The organism is Anaeromyxobacter oryzisoli (genome assembly GCF_022690765.1).
Taxonomy (GTDB): domain Bacteria; phylum Myxococcota; class Myxococcia; order Myxococcales; family Anaeromyxobacteraceae; genus Anaeromyxobacter; species Anaeromyxobacter oryzisoli.
In genome coordinates, this window is record NZ_JALCZA010000032.1 from 12,258 (window position 1) to 31,927 (window position 19,670).

15 protein-coding genes are annotated in these 19,670 nt (G+C 74.8%); 7 read left to right on the forward strand and 8 right to left on the reverse strand.

What is annotated here, in order from left to right; genetic code table 11:
* Positions 1-26: 26 nt before the first annotated feature.
* The 4 genes from MNZ27_RS11895 to MNZ27_RS11910 all read right to left on the reverse strand — a co-directional run bounded on the left by MNZ27_RS11895 (position 27) and on the right by MNZ27_RS11910 (position 4,618).
* On the reverse strand, positions 27-1,787 hold the full coding sequence (locus MNZ27_RS11895) for a RecQ family ATP-dependent DNA helicase (protein ID WP_242394292.1): 1,761 nt from the start codon (positions 1,785-1,787) through the stop codon (positions 27-29).
* 134 nt (positions 1,788-1,921) lie between these two features.
* Entirely contained in the window at positions 1,922-2,689 is a 768-nt protein-coding gene (locus MNZ27_RS11900; protein WP_242394293.1) for an OB-fold nucleic acid binding domain-containing protein, read from the reverse strand.
* A 190-nt stretch (positions 2,690-2,879) separates the two neighbouring features.
* Complete coding sequence (locus MNZ27_RS11905; protein ID WP_242394294.1) at positions 2,880-3,641, reverse strand: ABC transporter permease; 762 nt, start codon at positions 3,639-3,641, stop codon at positions 2,880-2,882.
* Positions 3,638-4,618 (reverse strand): ABC transporter ATP-binding protein, encoded by a 981-nt coding sequence (locus tag MNZ27_RS11910; protein WP_242394295.1) that lies wholly within the window; start codon positions 4,616-4,618, stop codon positions 3,638-3,640. The genes MNZ27_RS11905 and MNZ27_RS11910 overlap by 4 nt, the downstream gene beginning before the upstream one ends.
* A gap of 244 nt (positions 4,619-4,862) precedes the next feature.
* Between MNZ27_RS11910 and MNZ27_RS11915 the strand changes: the two genes are divergently transcribed.
* From MNZ27_RS11915 to MNZ27_RS11940, 6 genes are all read left to right on the forward strand, one after another.
* On the forward strand, positions 4,863-6,167 hold the full coding sequence (locus MNZ27_RS11915) for a TolC family protein (protein WP_242394296.1): 1,305 nt from the start codon (positions 4,863-4,865) through the stop codon (positions 6,165-6,167).
* A gap of 59 nt (positions 6,168-6,226) precedes the next feature.
* Positions 6,227-7,552 (forward strand): sensor histidine kinase, encoded by a 1,326-nt coding sequence (locus MNZ27_RS11920; RefSeq protein WP_242394297.1) that lies wholly within the window; start codon positions 6,227-6,229, stop codon positions 7,550-7,552.
* Positions 7,552-8,925 carry a sigma-54-dependent transcriptional regulator gene (locus MNZ27_RS11925; RefSeq protein WP_242394298.1) on the forward strand — a complete coding sequence of 458 codons (1,374 nt, stop codon included), beginning with the start codon at positions 7,552-7,554 and terminating at the stop codon, positions 8,923-8,925. Before MNZ27_RS11920 ends, MNZ27_RS11925 begins: the two co-directional genes overlap by 1 nt.
* 96 nt (positions 8,926-9,021) lie before the next feature.
* On the forward strand, positions 9,022-9,627 hold the full coding sequence (locus MNZ27_RS11930; RefSeq protein WP_242394299.1) for a hypothetical protein: 606 nt from the start codon (positions 9,022-9,024) through the stop codon (positions 9,625-9,627).
* 176 nt (positions 9,628-9,803) lie between these two features.
* Positions 9,804-10,370 (forward strand): outer membrane beta-barrel protein, encoded by a 567-nt coding sequence (locus tag MNZ27_RS11935; RefSeq protein ID WP_242394300.1) that lies wholly within the window; start codon positions 9,804-9,806, stop codon positions 10,368-10,370.
* 208 nt (positions 10,371-10,578) lie between these two features.
* Positions 10,579-12,603: an ABC-F family ATP-binding cassette domain-containing protein gene (locus MNZ27_RS11940; protein WP_242394301.1), complete on the forward strand. Its 2,025-nt coding sequence runs from the start codon at positions 10,579-10,581 to the stop codon at positions 12,601-12,603.
* Between the two features lie 330 nt (positions 12,604-12,933).
* On the opposite strand, the gene MNZ27_RS11945 is transcribed toward MNZ27_RS11940, so the two are convergent.
* The 4 genes from MNZ27_RS11945 to MNZ27_RS11960 form a co-directional block, all read right to left on the reverse strand.
* Complete coding sequence (locus MNZ27_RS11945) at positions 12,934-14,037, reverse strand: HNH endonuclease (RefSeq protein WP_242394302.1); 1,104 nt, start codon at positions 14,035-14,037, stop codon at positions 12,934-12,936.
* A gap of 767 nt (positions 14,038-14,804) precedes the next feature.
* The gene (locus MNZ27_RS11950; RefSeq protein WP_242394303.1) at positions 14,805-15,413 is read right to left on the reverse strand and encodes a hypothetical protein; all 609 of its coding nucleotides are present in this window, start codon (positions 15,411-15,413) and stop codon (positions 14,805-14,807) included.
* Positions 15,414-15,580: 167 nt separating this feature from the next.
* Positions 15,581-16,081: a thiol peroxidase gene (tpx, locus tag MNZ27_RS11955; protein WP_242394304.1), complete on the reverse strand. Its 501-nt coding sequence runs from the start codon at positions 16,079-16,081 to the stop codon at positions 15,581-15,583.
* A gap of 402 nt (positions 16,082-16,483) precedes the next feature.
* On the reverse strand, positions 16,484-18,601 hold the full coding sequence (locus MNZ27_RS11960; RefSeq protein WP_242394305.1) for an ATP-binding domain-containing protein: 2,118 nt from the start codon (positions 18,599-18,601) through the stop codon (positions 16,484-16,486).
* A gap of 173 nt (positions 18,602-18,774) precedes the next feature.
* Here MNZ27_RS11960 and fdhD point away from each other — a divergent pair, with 173 nt between their 5' ends.
* Positions 18,775-19,653 carry a formate dehydrogenase accessory sulfurtransferase FdhD gene (gene fdhD / locus MNZ27_RS11965; RefSeq protein WP_242394306.1) on the forward strand — a complete coding sequence of 293 codons (879 nt, stop codon included), beginning with the start codon at positions 18,775-18,777 and terminating at the stop codon, positions 19,651-19,653.
* Positions 19,654-19,670 lie beyond the last annotated feature (17 nt).

A 19,670-nucleotide genomic window follows, 5' to 3' on the forward strand; every position in this document is an offset into this window, starting at 1 on the left:
GCGGCCCTCGCGGGGATCGCGCTCGTTCACGCTGCGTCGCGCACCAGCTTGAGCAGCTCGGCGCCGTACGCGTCCGCCTTCTTCGGGCCGACGCCCTTCACCTCGAGCAGCGCGTCCTCGCTCGCCGGCCGAACGCGCGCGATCTCGGCGAGGGTCGCGTCGGAGAACACCACGTACGCCGGGACGCCGCGCGACCGCGCCTCGCCCGCGCGCCAGGCGCGGAGCGCCTCGAAGAGCGCCAGATCGGCCTCCGCCGCCTCGGACCCGCCGTCGTCGCCGCGGCGGTCCGGCCGGGCGCGCCGCCGCCGCCCGCCCCCCGCCGCGCGCGCGGCCGCCAGCGCCGTCGCGAGCACGTCCTCCCCCGTGCAGAGATCGCAGGCGTCGCCGCACGGGTCCACCACCTCGCCGAAGTGGCCGACCAGCCGCTCGTGGCGGCACCCGCCGTCGTCGGCGAACCGGTACATCGCCCGGACCTGCCGGCGCTGCGCCTCCGCCACGGCGGCGTCGGCGTCGTCGAGCATCCGCTCCCAGCTCATCACGTCCGCCCACGAGTACAGGAGCACGCAGGTGCTCGGATTGCCGTCGCGGCCGGCGCGGCCGATCTCCTGGTAGTAGGCCTCGACCGAGCGCGGCAGGTCGCGGTGGATCACGAACCGGATGTCCGGCTTGTCGATGCCCATCCCGAAGGCGACCGTCGCCACGACCACGTCGATCGTCCCGGCCTGGAACGCGTCCTGGACCCGCGCGCGGACCTCGGGCTCGAGCCCGGCGTGGTACGCCTCCGCGCGGATCCCGTGCGACGCGAGCAGCTCCGCGGTCTCCTCCACCGACTTCCGGGAGAGGGCGTACACGATGCCCGCCTGGCCCTGGCGCGCGCGGACGAGCCCGAGCAGCGCGTCGCGGGTCCGCACCCCCTCGCCCTTCTTCACCGCGTGGATGTGGAGGTTCTTGCGGAGGAACGAGCCGCGGACGACCAGGGGATCGGCCATCCCGAGCTGCCGGGCGATGTCGCGGGTCACCTCGGGCGTCGCGGTCGCCGTGAGCGCGAGCACCGGCGCGTGGAAGCGGGCCTTGAGCCCGGCGAGGTTCCGGTAGGCGGGGCGGAAGTCGTGGCCCCAGTGGCTGATGCAGTGGGCCTCGTCCACCGCGATGAGGGAGAGCCGGATCCCCTCGAGCGCCTCCCCGACGGAGGCCTCGAGCCCCTCGGGCGCGGCGTAGAGCAGCTCGATCTCCCCGCGGCGCAGCGCGCGGACCCGCTCCCGGCGCTCCTCGGGGGAGACGCTCGAGTTGAGGAACGTCGCGCGGAGCCCCACCCGCGCCATCGCGTCCACCTGGTCCTTCATGAGCGCGATGAGCGGGGAGACGACGAGCGTCGTCCCGCCCAGGACCCGGGCCGGGATCTGGTAGGTGAGCGACTTGCCCGCGCCGGTGGGCATCACCCCGAGGCAGTCGCGGCCGGAGAGGACCGCCGAGACGATCTCCCCCTGCCCTGGCCGGAACCCAGCGTGGCCGAAGACCTCGCGGAGGACGCGCCGGGCCTCGCCGATGGCGGGCGGCGCCGGCCGGGAGAGCGCGTCGGCGACGACGCGGAGCCGCTCGACCACCGCCGGTCCGAAGAGGCTCGGCGCCTCGCGCCAGCGCGCCCGGAGCGCGTCGAGCCGCGCGAGGCAGGTGGTGCGGAGCGCGGCGTCCGCGGGATCGCCGGCGCGCCACGCGGCGGCGAGGTCCTGCACCTCGGCCTCGACGGCGCGCGACGCGGGATCCAGGGTGGCGGGGCGGGGCGGCACGGCGCGGCGCACTGTAGCACCGCCGGCCGTCGCCGAGACGCGCGGCCCCGCGCCCCCGCGACGACGAAAAAAGAAAGGCGGGGCGACCGTCTCCGGCCGCCCCGCCTCCGAGACCTACGCTCGACGGGACCGCGTCACTTCTTCGAGAGCTTCGCGTCCTCGACGATGACCGGGTACTTGTAGCCCGCGCCGAAGTCCTTCTCCGTGCGGACGGTGCCCTTGGCGACCACCACGTCACCGACCGCGACGGTGTCCGAGGTCGTGATCGTGAGGTCGTTGTCCTTCGCGTCGGCGTTGCCGCTGCCGTCGCGCAGGTGCACCCAGTTCTTGCCCATGATCTCGGCGTTGAACTTCACGACCTTGCCGCGGATCGTGACCGGCTTCTCCTTGAGCGCGCCGGCCTGGGCGTAGACCTCGGCGACGGTGCGGGCGTCCGCGCCGCTCGCCTTGTCCACCTTCACGTCGCCCACCTCGGCGGGACCGGCGGCGGCGGCGGCGTGCTGCGCGGCCATGTTCACGGGCGCGCCGTTCCCGGCGCCCATCATCCCCATCCCCGCGGCCTCGGCGGCGCCGCCGAGCGTGCCGAAGTAGACGAGGTCGAACTTGCGGTTCAGGGTCTTCGACTCGAAGTTGGGCATCGGGGTCGGGCCCTTGACGGCGACCTCCGCCCCGTTGGCGACGTCGGTCTTCTCGACGGCGGCCCAGACTTCACCCTTGTCGGTGCTGAGCTTCAGGTAGCTGTAGGGCGGCGCATCGATCCGCTCGAGCACCTTCCCCTTGATGGCGGGCGAGGCCGCCGGGGACCCCGTATCCTGCTGCGCCGGCTGCTGCGGAGCGGACTCGGGCTTCTTGCAGCCCGCCACGGCCAGCGAAACGAGCAGGACGACGGACAGACGACGCATGTGGACTGACCTCCGTGGAGCGCGGGTATCGCGTGACCCTCTGACCCGAGGGTGACGCAGCATAAACCGTTGCCGGACCGATTTCGATGCCGAAAAACACGCGGGTCGAGCGGTGCCGCGCCGCGGCATCGGGCGCTCGCCCGGACGGCCACCGCGCCGACGCGGTGGGTCGCGGGCGCGCCGGGGCCCGTCAACCGCGCAGCCGGTACCCGGACCGGAGCATCGCGTAGGCGGATCCGACCGCGATCGCGGCCAGCCCCGCCACGAGGGTGGGGCCCGCCCACGGCGACGCGTCCGAGATCCCGAGCAGCCCGAAGCGCACACCGTCCACCATGTAGAAGACGGGGTTCAGCAGCGTGAGCCGCCGCAGGGCCGGGGGCAGCATCGAGATCGAGTAGAAGACGCCGCCCAGGAACGTGAGCGGCGTGATGAAGAATGTGGGGAAAAAGTTCACCTGCTCGAAGCTCGACGCCCAGATCGCGGTCATGAGCCCGAGCGCCGCGAAGGCCACGGCCACCAGGGCGAGCAGCGCGACGGCGAGCAGCGGGTGCGCCAGGGTGAACCCGCCGAACGCCCCGGCGACGAGCCACATGATCGAGCCGACCAGGAGGCCGCGGAGCGCCGCCGCGCCGAGGAAGCCCGCCAGGATCTCGCCGTAGGACAGCGGCGACACGAGCAGGTCCACCACCGTACCCTGGAGCTTCATCACGAACAGCGAGGAGGCGCTGTTGAGGTAGGAGTTCGTCACGACCCCGAGCGTCACGAGCCCCGGGACGATGAACTTCGCGTACGGGATCCCCTCGATCTCGCGCAGGCGCGCGCCGAGCGAGTACCCGAAGACCACGAAGTAGAGCGTGGTCGTGACGAGCGGGGAGAGCAGCGTCTGCCCCGGCACGCGCAGGAAGCGCCGGACCTCCTTCGAGAGGAGCGTGCGCAGCCCGAGGCTGATCACGGCCGCCCCCCGGCGCCCGGGCCGCCGGCCGCCGCCCGCGCGGCCGCCCCGGCGCCCGCCGGCGCGTGCCCCTCGGCGAGGAGTTGCACGAACACGTCCTCGAGCGTCGTCCGCCGGGTCTCCACGTCCTTCGGCGGGAGCCCCGCGGCGGCGGCCGCGGCGAGGACCGCGCCGAAGGTCGCGTCCCCGGTCGCCTCGACCACGATCGCGCCGCCCCCCTCGTCGAGGCGCGCGCCGAGCCGCACCAGCTCCGGGGGGAGCGCCGCGACGGGGCCGGACAGGACCAGGCGGAGCAGCTTGGCCCCGTGCCGCCGCAGGAGCGCCTCCTTCTCCTCGACGACGAGGAGCCGCCCGCGGTCGATCACGCCGATCCGGTCGGCCAGCTCCTCCGCCTCCTCGAGGTAGTGCGTGGTGAGGACGATGGTCGTGCCGCGATCCCGGAGCGTCCGAACGTAGCTCCACAGCGAGCGGCGGAGCTCGACGTCCACCCCGGCGGTCGGCTCGTCGAGGAACAGGACCTTGGGCTCGTGCACCAGGGCCTTGCCGATGAGGAGGCGCCGCTTCATCCCGCCCGAGAGGGCGCGGCTGCCGGTGTGGCGCTTGTCGAGGAGATCGAGCGCGGTGAGGAGCTCGAGGAGCCGCTCCTCCGCGAGGCGCACCCCGAAGTACCCGGCCTGGAACCGCAGCGCCTCCTCCACCGAGAAGAAGGGGTCGAAGTTGATCTCCTGCGGCACGAGGCCGATGGCGCGCCGGGTGTCCCGGTAGTCGCGCACCACGTCCTTGCCGAGCACGCGCACGGTGCCGGTGGTGGCCCGGAGGAGCCCGGCCACGATCGAGATGAGCGTGGTCTTCCCGGCGCCGTTCGGGCCGAGCAGCGCGAAGATCTCCCCGGCGCGGATCTCGAGATCGACCGGGCCGAGCGCGGCGAAGGTGCCGAAGGTCTTGGAGACCCGGTGGATCTCGACGACGGAGGCCATGGGCCCCCGGAATCTACCCCGTAACCGCGCCGCGCGCGCCTGGCGCGCGGCGTCCTGGCCGTCTCCCGGCCGGGGTCCGCCGGCGAGACGCCCGTAAGGAGATCCGACGGGTGCGCCGAGCGTCCGAACGCGCCGCGCGAGCGCCCCAAGGCCGATCGCGAGGTTCCGGCGAAGATCCGCTTCGGCACCGCTCTTGCTCCCGGGAGCCCCGCGCGGCGTGCGTCCGCGCGGAGGAGTACGGATCGTGAATGCCCTGCTCGGCGCCGCCCTCGCACTCGCCCTCGGCCAGGCCGCGCCTCCGCCCCCGGCGCCGCCCTCCGCGCCGCCGGAGCTCACCCTCGACGCGGCGCTCGCCGAGCTCGATCGGCAGAGCCTCACCCTCGCCCAGGCGCGCAGCCGGGCGGACGAGGCGCGCGGGGTCGCCCGGCAGGCGTCGTCCGCCCTCCTGCCGACGCTCACCGCCCAGGGCTCCTACGTCCTGAACAACGCCGCGGCGGAGGTCTCCCCGCCGGGGATGGGCCCGATCGTCATCCAGCCGAAGCACGCCCTCACCGCGACGGGCACCGCCCGCGTCCCGCTCGTCGTGCCGAACGCCTGGTACGACGTCGCGCAGGCGCGCGACTCGGCCCGCGCGGCCGAGGCGAGCGTGGCGGCGACGCGGCTCGCGGTCCGGACGGGGTTCACCCAGTCGGCCCACGGCGCGGCGGCCGCCGAGGAGGTGGTGGCCGCGTCCGAGCGGGCGGTCGAGAGCGCGGCGGAGCTCGCGCGGAGCGCCGAGCGGCGCGTCGCCGCGGGCACGGCGGCGCCGCTCGACGTGCTGAGGGCGCGGACCGAGCTCGTGCGGCGCCAGAGCGACCTCGCCCGCGCCCGCGCCGATCTCGACGGCGCGCGGCTCGCCCTCGGCGTCCTCCTCGGCCGCGAGGGGCCGGTGCGGGTGCGCGTCCCCGAGGTCGGGCCGGAGCCGATCCCGGAGCAGGCAGCCCCGCGCGGCGCCCTCGCCGCCCAGGCCCTCGAGCGCCGGCCCGAGCTCTCGGCCGAGCGCGCCCGGGCGGAGGCGGCGGAGCAGGGCGTGCGGTCGGCGTGGGCGCGCCTCGCGCCGCAGCTCTCCGCCTCCGGGTCGGCCTTCGCGTCCGACGCGCCCTACCCGACCGGCGAGAAGCAGGGCTGGCGCGCCACCCTGGACCTCACCTGGACGCTGTACGACGGCGGCTATCGCTACGGGAAGCGCGACCAGGCCGAGGCGCAGGCCGCCGGCGCGCGCGCGGCGGAGGAGGCGCAGCGGCTCGCCATCCTGCAGGAGGTCCAGGACGGGCTCCGCGAGGTGGAGGTCTCCGGGGAGCGGCTCCGGCTGGCGACGGCCCAGCGGCAGCTCGCGGCGGACGCGGCCGCCTCCGCGCGCCGGAGCTTCGAGGCGGGGGTCGCCTCCAGCCTCGACGTCATCGACGCGAATGACCGCCTCTACGCGGCGGACACCGGGCTCGCCGACGCGCGGGCCCGCCTCGCGCAGGCCCGCCTCGCCCTCGAGCGTGCCGTGGGGGTCGAGCGGTAGGCGTGCTGCGCGCGCGGGGGAACCGGCGTATGTTCTCGGATCGGACGGACCACCACGGCATGCGGGCTCTCCCCGGTCACCGCGAGATCGAGCGCGAGGAGCTCTCCCGGCTGTTCGGGCGCCTCGTCTGGGCCAGGCTCTTCGTGATCCCCGTGTTCGCGGGGATCGCGATCTGGCTCGCGCTCCAGGAGCCGGCGCCGTGGCGGCGCGCGCTGCTCCTCGGGCTCGTCCCGCTCCTCGCCGCGTTCTTCGTCTTCGAGTGGGTGCGCTACCGGCGTCGGGGCTTCACCGACCGCGCGCTGCCGATGAACCTCGGCCTCGCCACCCTCGGGCACCTCGTCGTCTGCTTCGCGACCGGCGGCCTCGACAGCCCGCTCGTCTACGTGGTCCTGCCCATCGCCGTCCTGTCGGCGGTGTTCGTCCGCGCCCCGTGGCACCTCGCGAGCATCGGCGCCCAGGCCGCGGCGGTGTGGGGGTTCGCCGCGATGGGCGCCGCGGGGGCGGTGCCGCTCGTCCCGGCCGCGCTCGGCGGCGGCGCCCGGCTCGGCCCCTCGAGCGCCTACCTCTGGGTCCACGCGCTGGTGCTGAGCTGCACGCTCGCGATGGTCGGCGTGGCGGGGCGGGGCATGCGCCGGGCGTTCGAGGCGACCGTCCACCGCGCCCTCGACGCGCAGCACGAGTCGCTCCGCGCCCACGCGGAGCGGGCGGAGGAGCTGACCGCCCTCTCCGGCGAGATCGCGCACGAGCTCAAGAACCCGCTCGCCAGCGTGAAGGGGCTCGCGGGGCTCCTCGCCGCGGGCGGGCTCGACGGGAAGGCGATCGAGCGGCTCGGGGTGCTCCGCCGCGAGGTCGACCGGATGCAGACGATCCTCGAGGAGTTCCTGAACTTCTCGAGGCCGGTCGTGCCGCTCGCGCTCGGGGAGAGCGACGTGGGCGCGCTCTGCGCCGAGGTGGCGGCGATGCACGAGGGGATGGCCCGCGAGCGCGGGATCGAGATCGCGGTCCGGGCCGCGGCGCTCCCGGTCCGCTGCGATCCGCGCAAGGTGCGGCAGGTGCTCATCAACGTCGTGCAGAACGCCCTCGACGCGAGCCCGCGCGGCGGCGTCGTGGAGCTCGAGGCGGCCCAGGAGACCGGGGAGGCCGGGGGCGCGCGGGTCCGGGTCCTCGACCGCGGCCCCGGGGTGGACCCCACCCTCGGCGAGGCGGTCTTCACGCCCGGCGTCACGACGAAGCCGAGCGGCTCCGGGCTCGGCCTCACCATCGCCCGGTCGCTCGCGCGCCAGCACGGCGGCGATCTCGCCCTCCGGCCGCGCGCCGGCGGCGGCACCGCCGCCGAGCTCACCCTCCCCGGCGGCCCCGCCGAGACGGGCGGGAGGGCCGCGTGATGTCCCCGACCCGCGTCCTCGTCGCGGACGACGATCCGGGCGTGCGTTACACGCTGCGCGAGATCCTCGAGAGCGAGGGGCTCGAGGTGGTCGAGGCGGCGGACGGCGCGGCGGCCCTCGCCGCGTTCGACGCAGCCCCGGTGCCGCTCGTCGTGACGGACCTGCGGATGCCGCGCCTCGACGGGATGGCGCTCCTGCGCGCGCTGCTCTCTCGCACGCCGGCGCCGCGGGTGGTCCTCATCACCGCGCACGGCTCGGAGCGCCAGGCGGTGGAGGCGATGAAGGCGGGGGCCTTCGACTACTTCAAGAAGCCCTTCGACACCGACGAGCTCCTCGCCGGCGTGCGCCGCGCGGTGGAGGCGGTCCGGCTCGCCCACGAGAACGAGGCGCTCCAGGGCGAGCTCGCCCTCGCGCGCACCCTGGTCTTCGCCTCCGAGCCGATGCGCCGGCTCGCGGTGCTCGTCGCGCGCGTCGCGCCGAAGGACGTGACCGTGCTCCTCACCGGCGAGAGCGGGACGGGCAAGGAGCGGGTGGCCGAGGCGATCGTCCGCGCCTCCCGGCGGAGCGCCGGCCCCTTCGTCCGGTTCAACTGCGCCGCCCTCTCCCCCGAGCTCGCCGAGGCCGAGCTGTTCGGCCACGCGCGGGGCGCCTTCACCGGCGCGATCCGCGCGCGCCCGGGGCTGTTCGGCGAGGCCGACGGCGGGACCATCCTGCTCGACGAGATCGGCGAGCTCGCCGCCGGCGCGCAGGCGAAGCTGCTCCGGGTGCTGCAGGAGGGCGAGATCCGGCCCGTGGGCGAGGACCTCCCGCGCCGGGTCGACGTCCGGGTGATCGCCGCGACGCACCGCGATCTCGAGGAGCGGGTCCGGGCCGGCGCGTTCCGCGAGGACCTCTTCTACCGGCTGAACGTCGTCCACCTGCGGATCCCGCCCCTGCGCGAGCGCCCCGAGGACGTCCCGGTGCTCGCGCGCCACTTCCTCGAGCGCTACGCGGAGCGGTTCGGGGTGTCGCCCCTCGTCGTCCCGCCGGCGCTCCTCGACCGGCTCGCGGCGCACTCCTGGCCCGGCAACGTGCGCGAGCTCGAGAACGCGCTCGAGGGGCTCGTGGCGCTCTCGCCGCCGGACGGCCTGGATCTGTCGCTCCTGCCGGGCGGCGTCGCCGGGGGCGCCGCCGCCGAGTCGCCCCCGGGGCCGCTGCCGCTCAGGCAGCGCGTCGAGGCGTACGAGCGCGGCCTCATCGTCGAGGCGCTCCGCGCCGCGCGAGGGAACCGGAGCGAGGCGGCGCGCCGCCTCGGGATGTCCCGCGTGACCCTGCACGACAAGCTCCGGAAGTACGGGCTCGCCGGGGGGGAGGACGAGCCCGAGCGCGGCTGAGCCCAAGCCGCCCCGGCGCCTGATCGAGGGCTCGCCCCAAGTTCCCTCCCGCGCGGAGGCGCCCGGGCGCCCGGCGCTTGCGCATCGTCTCGGCGGATGACGCCCGCCGCCGTCCTCGCCGCCGCGCTCCTGGCGCAGGCCCCCGCGCCCCCGGACCTGTCGCTCCACCCCGGGGAGCGGTTCGGCCCCGGCCGCGCGCTCGAGCAGGGGCCGTTCACGGACGGTGAGCTGATCGGGGCGAGCGTCGGCGTCCTCGCGGGGGACGCGGCGGTGTTCGGCGTCGCGTACGGGATGTTCCACCTGTTCACCAGCGGCACGGTCTCGCCGACCGCCACCCACTTCCGGAACGCCGCCGTCGTCCTCGCCGCGACCGCGCTGATCCTGCCGCCGCTCGGCGCCACGGTGGGCGGGAGCGTCGCCCGGGTCGGCCCGGCGCGGGGCGCGCCGTGGAAGGCCTTCCTGCTCTCGCTGGTCGGGCACGCCATCGCGCTCGGCGTCGGCTACGGCGTCGCGCCGAGCTACTGGGCGATCCTGCCGGTGCAGGTCGCGACGATGAGCGCCGCGACCTCCTTCGGCCTGCACTGGGGGCGCGCGCCGCAGGAGCGCCCGGTCGCCCGGCCGGAGGCGGCGCCGACGAGGCGCAGGGCCACCGGCGCGGAGGTGGCCGCCTACCTCCCGCCGCTCTGTCTCGACGAAGGGTGAACGTCACGGGCGCCGGGGCGTGCCTCCCGGCCTGGCCCGGGGGCGCTCGCACAGGAGCGCTGCGCGCCCACCTTCGCCCACCCCGTTTGTGTACCTCCAGGGCCCCGGATGGGCTAGATTGCCCCGGCCAGCGTGCCCCCGGCCGCTCGGCTGCAATCCAACCATCGGAGGATTCGATGAAGAAGCTCGTCGTCGCACTCGCCGCGCTCGCGCTGGCGGCCCCCGCGTTCGCGCAGCAGGATCCGGCTTCCGCCGGCAACTCGGGCAACCGCTCCACCATCGGCCTCGGCGTCGCGATCACGCCGCTCGAGCCGAACACGGTGGCCGCGGGCTCGTTCGCCCGCACGATCGAGGTCTACGTCCCGATCCAGATCGCCCCCGTGCTCCGGCTCGAGCCCTCGGTCGGCATCCACACGAACGACCAGCCGAACGGCGGCATCGACACGCGTGACGTCACCATCGGCGCGGGCCTGTTCGTCCAGCAGCGCGTCGCCCCGGCGGTCGATCTGTACGCCGGCGGCCGCCTCAAGCTGAACTTCGCGCACGTGGACACGCCCGTGGGCGACGACTCCGGCACCGACTTCCTGATCGCGGCGGCCGCGGGCGGCGAGTACTACCTCGTCCCGAAGTTCTCGGTCGGCCTCGAGGCGCAGCTCGGGTACTACTCGAACTCGTCCGTCTCCGGTGACGACTCGGGCCTGTTCACGAACGGCCTCGCGTTCCTCCGGGTCTACTTCCTGTAGATTCCGCAGGTCGCTCGACCGCGCACCGGGCCCGTCGCTCCTCGCGAGCGTCGGGCCCGGTCCTTTCGAGGCTCCCGCCTGCCCGCGCCGTCCGCCTGGATCCGGCAGGCTCGCGCCCGCGCACCTGCCGGCCGGCGGCTCGAGGCTTGTGGCCGAGCCCCGGACACGTTAATGGTCGGCCGCCCCGCCCGTCGAGGGGCGCCCTCCCGTGAGCCTCGTCGCCGCCACCGAGCTGTCCCTCGCCTACGGTCCGAAGATCCTCCTCGACCGCGCCGCGTTCGCGATCGGGCCGCACGACCGGATCGGCCTGGTCGGCGCGAACGGCACGGGCAAGTCCACGCTGATGCGGATCCTCGCCGGGCAGCTCGCCCCCGACGCGGGCGAGCTCACCTTCCGCCGCGGCGCCCGGGTCGGCTACCTCCCGCAGGACGTGGCGGCGCTGCCGGACCTGCCGCTCGTCGAGGCGGTGCTCGCGAGCGTACCCGGGCGGTCCGCGCTCGAGGACCGGCTCGCGCACGCCGAGGCGGCCCTCGCGGCGGCGCGCGCCGAGGCGGAGCAGCTCGAGCTGGCCGGCGCGCTCGCGGAGCTGCACGACGAGCTCGAGCACTTCGAGGAGCACTACGGGCGGCGGCGCGCCGAGCGGATCCTCGCCGGCCTCGGCTTCGGGCCGGAGGACGGGGACCGCCCGGCCCGCACGCTGTCCGGCGGCTGGAAGATGCGGGCGGCGATGGCGGGGCTCCTCCTCCAGGACCCCGACCTGCTCCTCCTCGACGAGCCCACCAACCACCTCGACGTCCCCACCCTCACCTGGTTCGACGCCTTCCTCCGCGCCTCGCGCAAGGCGCTCCTCCTCGTCAGCCACGACCGCGACTTCCTGAACCGGCAGATCGACCGGGTGCTCTCGCTCGAGCTCGAGGGGCTGCGGAGCTACGCCGGGGACTACGACGACTACCGCCGGCTGCGCGCCGAGGAGGAGGAGCGGCTCCTCGCGCAGGCGGAGCGGCAGGAGGCGAAGCGCGCCCAGCTCGAGCGGTTCATCGAGCGGTTCGGCGCGAAGGCGACCAAGGCGCGCCAGGCGCGGTCGAAGGAGAAGCTCCTCGAGAAGATGGACGAGGTGCAGGTCCTCGACCACCGCGACACGCTCCGCTTCCACTTCGCCGAGGCGCCGCGCTCCGGGAAGGAGGTCCTCCGGCTCCAGGGCGTGCGGAAGGCGTTCGGGCCGCGCGTCGTGTACCGATCCCTCGACCTCGCGATCCCGCGCGGCGAGCGGATCGGCGTCATCGGCGCGAACGGCGCCGGGAAGACCACGCTCCTCAAGCTCGCCGCGGGCGAGGCCCGCCCCGACGCCGGCGAGGTGCGGCTCGGGCACTCGGTGATCCTCGGCTACTACGCCCAGCACCACTTCGAGAAGCCGGAGCACGAGGCGGACGGCCTCTCCCGCACCGGGACCCTGGACCCGGACCGGACCATCCTCGACACGCTCTGGGATCTCGTCCCGGACCGCGGCGAGGCGTACGTCCGCTCCATCGCGGGGTCGTTCCTCTTCTCCGGCGAGGACGTCGAGAAGAAGGTCGGCGTCCTCTCCGGCGGCGAGCGCGCCCGGGTGGCGCTCGCGAAGCTCCTCCTCGTGCCGGCGAACCTGCTCGTCATGGACGAGCCGACGAACCACCTCGATCTCGACTCGTCCGAGGCGCTCATCGAGGCGCTCCGCGGCTACGACGGGACGATCCTCTTCGTGTCGCACAACCGGAGCTTCCTCAACCAGCTCGCCACGGCGATCTGGGAGGTGAAGGACGGCGGCGTCGTCCCCTCGCCGGGGAACCTCGACGACTGGCTCTACCACCAGCGCCAGCTCGAGGCCGCCGCGGCGCTGGAGGGACCCGCCGCGACCGGCGACCGCGGCGCCCCGGGCCGGAGCGCCGGCGCGGAGGCTGCGCCCCGGAGCGAGCGGGAGCGACGGCGGGCCGAGGCCGAGGCGCGGAACGCGCGCGGACGCCGGGAGAAGCCGCTCCGCGACGAGATCGCGAAGCTCGAGGCCGAGATCGCCCGGCTCGAGGCGGAGGGGAAGGAGACGACCGCCGCCCTCGCCGACCCCGCGCTGTACCAGGACTTCGCCCGGGCGAAGCCGCTCATCGAGCGGCAGGCCGCGACCCAGGCCGCCCTCGAGCAGGCGTACGCCGCGTGGGAGGACGCCCAACTCCGGCTGGAGGCGCTGGGCCGGGAGGCGGGGTGAGGCGGCGCCCTGATGATCATTCATCACATCGCCCCAGCCCCGCATCCGCTCCGCGAGGGGTTTCGTGCTGGGGGGCCGCAAGTACGAGCGTGCCTGCACGGCAAGCGTGGGCTGGCTCGGGAAGGAGGTGGAGGCCGGGGCGCCATCCGCGGGCGGCGACCGGAGTGACGAGATCGGCCCCGAAGAAGCCTGTGCTTCACCGGCATGCTGAGGCGCTCGCCACGGTCTCGATCGGCCACCGTCGCGACGGCGGCGGGAGAGCTGAAGCAGGTCCAGTGGCCGCTCGTCGGCCCGGTCAGCGTCGCCCGAAGAGCCGGGCCGGCCATCCGCTCACCCCGATCGCTTCTTTTTCACCGCGCACCGCGGCGCCGTTCCCGTTCGCGCGGCAGGTGCGGAGTCGAAGAGCTCACCGTTCGACCGTCGCCTGAATCGGTCCATCAAGGCCTCCCCGAAGACCTTCCGAGCGGCGAGCTGGTTATGAAAGAAACAGAGAAGGTGAATGTTCTCGACCGTGGGCGGGCCGCCCAGGGCCTCGGCTTCGCGGTGATCGAACTCGAGCAGGTAGGTCGAGCCGCAGATGCCGCCGGAGTCGAGGGGGTACTGGCAGCGACCGCCGTCGCGGATCCAGACGGCGCGCTTCACCTCGGCGGAGAGGTGCTCCGGCTTCGAGGGGCGGCGCTTCGCGAGCGGCTTCTGCACGAGCCCCTTCCGCTTGGCGCTTCGGGCGAGGAGGAGGTCGAGGCCGACCTCGAGGATCTCCTCCGTGGTGGCGCCGAAATGCGAATGGGAGAGCGCATCCCGCGCGGCGGCGAGCTTCGCGAGGAAGCGGCGGGAGACGTTGAAGTGGAGCCGCCGGAGGTCGGCGCTGAGCGGCTCGATCGATTCGGCGCGGGCCTCGCGGGAAGATGGGGCGTGCGCCGCAGCGCGCGGAGAGTTGGCATCGACAGGGTTTTCCGGCGAACCTCTCGCCTCGAGCAGCTCGAGCGGTGCCGCCGTGACGATGTTCGGAGCCGCGACCGGGCTCGCCGCAGCCGCGACCTCGAGACGCGGAACGGCCTCCTCCGTGGCCGGGGCGCGCACCGCCGTCACGACCTCGCGACGCGGCGCCTTCTCGACCGGCTTGATCTCGGCCGCAACCTCCGCCGCCTCGTGCTTCGAGCGGTGGAAGAACCGCGGCAGCACCTCGACCCGGTTCTCGGGCGAGATCACCTTCGCGAGCTCAGCGATGCTCGAGATGCAAAGCCTCCCGTCGCGCAACGGCTCGATGACCTCAGGGAACCGCTGCACCAGCTCGGCGGCGGTCTTCCGGTAGAACGCGGCCCCCTTCGAGAGCCCGAGCTCGCGATGGAGGAACCAGAACAGGCTCGAGTAGCCGAGCTCGACCCAGAGCCGCCGGCGATCGAAGTCGGCGAGGGCGACCAGGAAGTCGGCCATGCAGTCGTGCTCGCGGCGGAGGAGCTGTGATGGCGACACCCACTCGCATTGAGCTGCTGCGGCGCACGCTGCCTGCCTGCGCGGGGCAGACTCCTCCCTGCGCTGCTCGACGTGCCAACAGGCACGCCTGCGCCGCTCGGTCGTCGTGTGCCCCCGCTCGGCGACGGCATCGTGTGCCTCGCGACGCTCAACGCAAGCGGGTGGCGCCATGGAGGCGGGCGGAGAGATCGCGTGCGTGCATGAACCAATGGTCTCACGGGATTTCACGACCTCCCCAGGCGCACGCATTCGCGCCTGGACGCGAGAACGGGAACGGTCCCTCGCGCCTCGGCTCCGCGCAGACTCGCGGCGCACGGCGCCCCCGCGACGCTGCGAGAAAGGCCTATTCGAACGACCTGGGCTCGCGAAGCGTCACCCACCGGAAAATCCGTCAACAGCCGATTGGTGAAATCGGGGTTCCCGCGAAAGGGCTGCGGCCCACGCTCACCGTGAAGCCACCGGCCGCCTCGCGAACGGGCGGCAACGCGACGGGCGACTCAGGCCATGGTGCCGGCGGAAGCTCGTAGCGCTATCGGTGAAACGCGGGCCTCTTCGGGGCCGATCTTGCGCAGACGATCCCCACGCACTGCGGCGCCTCGGCCTCTCCATCTTCCCGAGCCCAGACCACTCGTCCTTCAGGGCCGTTCGCCTGCACGGTCCCTCCTCGAAGGGCCTGCTCTCCGCCCGAGATGGTGTTGAACCCAGAGGGCGGCGCCTGCGGCGCGGTCCTAGATCTGAAGGCCGAGCCGCAGCGTAGCCCCGATGGTCGTGCCGCCCAGATCGTAGGAGCCCGCGCTCCGCGCGCTCCCGACCGTCACCGGCAGGCCCTTCGAGTTCACGTCCCAGCGAACGAACCCCCAGACGCCGGCGAAGAACGGTCCGTCGCCGAGCTGGATCCGGATCCCGGGGCGCAGGCCGACGTAGAAGAACCACTGGTCCGTCGAGCTCGCCGTGACGATCCGCGGGTCGCTGACGAAGTCCCCGTAGCGGTGCCCGCCCGCCTCGACCAGCAGGTCGATCTGGACGGGCGCCAGCGCCAGGGCGACCCCGCCCAGCCCCCCGATCGCGGTCTGCGACGCGGTGTGGCGCCCGAACGTCGTGTCGGCGATGGCGCCCAGCTCGAGCCCGCCGAGGTTCAGCAGGACGTCGCCGCCGGCGAGCTGCAGCGAGCTGTCGAAGAGGTTCGGCGCGCTCTCGGCGCCGCTCACCGCCGCGTGGAAGCTGGTCGAGGGTGGCCGCTCGACGCCGTAGAAGCCCTCGATCGAGAGCTGCGCGAGCGCCGCCCCCGGAGTGAACAGCGCGACGGCTGCGACCAGCCACGCCTTGCGGGTTGCCATGTCCTCGTCCTCCTCGTGACGAGCCGACCATCGCGCGGACGTCTTCCGTCACGCCGGTGCGTCCTCGGGCCGGCTCGCCCGGACGGATCTACCAGCGACGATCGCGGGCGCCGCACCACGCCGGGTCCATCGGCGGTCCAGCGAGCGCCGCCCGCGAGCGCGCCGCGCTACTTCACCGCCCGGATCGCCGCGTCGTAGTCCGGCTCCTGGCCGATCTCCGGGACGAGCTGGCGGTAGACGACCTGGTCGCGCTCGTCGAGCACGATCACCGCGCGGGCGGTGAGGCCGGCGAGGGGCCCGTCCTGGAGGAGGACGCCGTAGTCCTTCGCGAAGTGCTTCCCGCGGATGAGCGAGAGCGGGACGACGTTCTTCAGCCCCTCGGTGGCGCAGAAGCGCTTCTGGGCGAAGGGGAGGTCCGCCGAGACGACGAGGACCACGGTGTTCGGCAGCGCGCCCGCCCGCTCGTTGAACTTCCGGGTCGAGGTGGCGCACACGGCGGTGTCGAGGCTCGGGACGATGTTCAGGATCTTCTTCTTGCCCTCGAACTTCGCGAGCGTCACGTCCTCGAGGTCGCCGGTGGTGAGGGTGAAGTCCGGCGCCTTCGCGCCGACCGCCGGCAGCTCGCCGTTGGTGTGGATCGGGTTCCCCTTGAACGTCACCTGGGCCATCGCTGATCGTCCTCCTGCGGCGCGCCCGAGCGGCGGCCGCGCTGATATCCACGTTCCGTGCACGCGGCGACGGGCTCGCGCCGGGCAGGTCCAGTCCGGGCATCGAGTGTAACCAGGGGGGCCGGCGGGCGCTCGCGGGAACACGCGACGCCCCAAGGGGCACGCATCCGTGAACCCTGCCCGTCACCGTCACCGGCTTCCCCGTCACCCGTGAACCGGATTCCGTGGCCCGTGGCCCCATCCCGTGGTCCGACCACACCGTCGGATCACGGACCACGGTTCACGGGCCACGGGAAGCGGGAGGCGGGCACGGAGGACCGGTCACGGTGCACGGTCACGGTCACGGACATCGGGTCGGCGTCCGGGTGCTGGGCGTGCGGGCGGGACCGGCGTGGTCGCGGGTCACCCCGTCCTCACCCCGCGCAGGAGCGGCGACGGCGTGCCGGGCACCACCAGCCAGAGCTGGTGCGCAGCGCGGGTGACCGCGACGTGGAGCCGGCGCCGGGCCTCGTCGGCGTCGGGGTAGGCGCGGGCGGTGACGTCCGGGACGACGACGTAGTCGAACTCGAGCCCCTTCACGCTCGCGACGTCGGTCACGTCCACGCCCGGCCGGAACGTGAGCTTTCCGTCGAGCGCGAGGCGCGCCTCGGGGAGATCGGCGAGGAGCCGGTGGATCCCGCGCGCCACCTCCGGCGCGTGGCAGATGACCGCCGCCGAGGCCCGCGGCTCGCGCTCGAGCAGGTCGCGGAGCGCGCCGGCCAGGAACAGGTGCGCGTGCGCCTCGGTGGGGAAGTCGAGCCGCGACACCGGGGCGCCGTCGCGGCCCGCGCGCGGCGGCGCGGCCGGCGCGAGCGGCCCCAGGATCGCCCGGGCGACCTCCGCGATCGGGCGCGGGCAGCGGTACGTGGTCTCGAGGCGGACGGTCGCCGCGCCCTCGGCGCCGAGCGCGGCGAGCGCCTGCGGCCAGCCCGCGTACGACGAGAACGTCTGCTGGCTCTCGTCGCCCGCGAGCGTCGCGCTCCGGCCGGCGAGGTGCCGCCCGAGCACGTACAGCTCGAACAGCGAGACGTCCTCCGCCTCGTCCACGACGAGGTGCGCGGTCCGCTTCCCGGAGACCCCGGCGCGGAGCGCCGAGAGGAAGAGCAGGAGCGGCAGGTCCTCCGGGTCGAGCGTGCCGGAGACCGCCGCGGGCGTGTCCTCGTCGATGGGCTTGCCGTCGAGCGTCTCGCGGCGGTCCGGGTCCACGCCGGCGAGGAGGTCGTCCGAGGGCGGCGCGAGCTGGAGCCGCGTGTGGCGGATGGTCTCCTCGATGGCGGTCGTGGGGAGATCGCCGGCCGCCGCGCGGACCACGCCCTCGAGGAACGCCCGGTCCACCAGGAGATCGCCGAGCTCCCGGCGGAGCCGGAGCAGGGGCGGCTTCTCCCGGGCGAGGTGCGGGCGGCGCCGCAGGAGCTCGAACAGCGCCGGGTGGCGCTTCAGCCGCGCGACGAGCGGCGGGGTGTCCGGGTAGAGGCGCGGCGGCGGCGCGCCGAACGCGCTCTGGAAGGCGCCGCGCGACCACGCGTCGAGCGTCCGCACCGGCGCCTTCTCGAGCCCGAGCGGCTCGAGGAGCCGCGCCGCGAGGCGGGCGAGGCCGACCTCCGGGACCACCACCTGGAGCCGGCCCGGCGGGAAGCGCCGCGGGTCCTCGAACGCGATCCGGGCGAGCCGGTGCAGCGCGACGGTCGTCTTGCCGCTCCCGGCGGAGCCGAGGACGAGCAGCGGCCGGTCGGCGGGCGAGGCGATCGCCTCGAACTGCTCCGGGTCGAGCAGCGCGGTGAGCTCGGGCGCCGCGGCGCGGCCGTGGACGCCGGCGCCCGTCCCGAGCGCCCCCGCCCGGGCCGCGGTCCCCTCCCCGCCCGCCAGGGCGGCGATCTCGGCGGCGGCGCTCCGCCAGCGACCGTCGGCGCGCCGCGAGAGGGCCCGGGCGCCGGCCGAGATCCGGACGAGGACGCCGCGCTCGACGACCACCACGCGGCGGGCCTCGACCACGCCCGCGGAGATCCGGCCCGGGAACGCCTCCTCGAACTCCTCGCCCTCCCGGTAGCGGTAGAAGATCCCGGCCACCGGGGCGAAGCGCCAGTCCACCACCCGCACCCCGGCGGCGCGATCGACGAACGTGTGCCGGCCGAGGCAGTAGTCGCGGACCTCGCCGCCCTCGCGCACGCGGAGGTGGGCGAAGTACGGCGCGGCGGGATCCGGGAGCGCGCCGCCGCGCGTCCGCTCCATCACCGCCCGCACGAGCCCCATCTCCTGGAAGACGGTGGGCAGGTCCTTGGGCATCGACTCGAGCGCCTCGTCCCGGAGCTCCCGGAGGCGCGACACCAGATCGCCCTCGCCGCGCAGCGCCGCCCGGCGCTCCGCGAGGGCACGCTGGACGGCGGCGAGGACCGCCTCCTCCTCGGCGACGAGGGCTCGCTCCGCCGCGGAGAGGTCCGCGACCTCCGGCGCGACCGCGCGCTCTGTCCGGTTCGGGCTCAAGATCGATAAGCTGTAAGCCGATCCGCCGGGCGGCGCACGGGCACGCGCGCGGAGCGCGCATCCTACCCTCGCCCGCGAGGGCGGCCAGCGGAATCGCCGGCGCCCGGCTCCGCCGGCCCGCGCGCGAGAGGTCCCTTTCTTCCCGGCCGCCGTCCGGTTAGGTTCTGCCCCGCATGGAACGTCCCGAGCCACGGGTGGCCGGCGTCCCCGCCGGCGCGGTGGCGATGCGCCACGTGCTCCGGGACGGCGCCGAGGCCCTCGACGCCGTCGCGGTGGAGGAGCCGCTCGAGATCCGCGTGGACGGCGACCGGATCGCCACGACCATGCGGACCCCGGGCGCCGACCACGACCTGGCGCTCGGCTTCCTCCACGCGGAGGGGATCATCGCCGGGGCCGAGGACGTCGGCTCGATCTTCCACTGCGGCCGGCTCGGCGACGAGGGCTACGGCAACGTGCTCGACGTCACCTCGGCCGGCGGGCACCGGATCGACCCGGAGCGGATCCTCGACAGCCGCCGGTTCATCCCGGTGAGCAGCGCCTGCGGCGTGTGCGGCCGCGAGGCGATCGACCGCCTCCTCGCCCGCGTGCCGGAGGTCGTGGCGGAGCGCCGGATCGATCGCGCCCTGGTCGCCGGCGCGATGGACGCGCTCCGGACGCGCCAGCCGGTCTTCCAGCGGACCGGCGGCCTTCACGCGGCGGTGCTGGTGGACGCCGCCGGCGCCGTGCTCGCCGCGGCCGAGGACGTCGGCCGCCACAACGCGGTGGACAAGGTCGTCGGCGCGCTGCTGCGCGAGGGGCGCCTCGGCGCGCGGGCGCCCGAGGACGGCCGCCCCGCGCTCCTGGCGGTGAGCGGGCGGGCGGGGTTCGAGATCGTCCAGAAGGCCGCGGTGGCGGGCGTCCCGGTCGTCGCGAGCGTCTCCGCGCCGTCGTCGCTGGCGGTGGACCTCGCCGTGCGGGCCGGCGTGGCGCTGCTCGGGTTCGTGCGCGGGGATCGCATGAACGTCTACGCGCACGCCTGGCGGCTCGATCCTGCCGCGCCGCGTCGCCGCTGAGAGCTCGTCGAAGAATT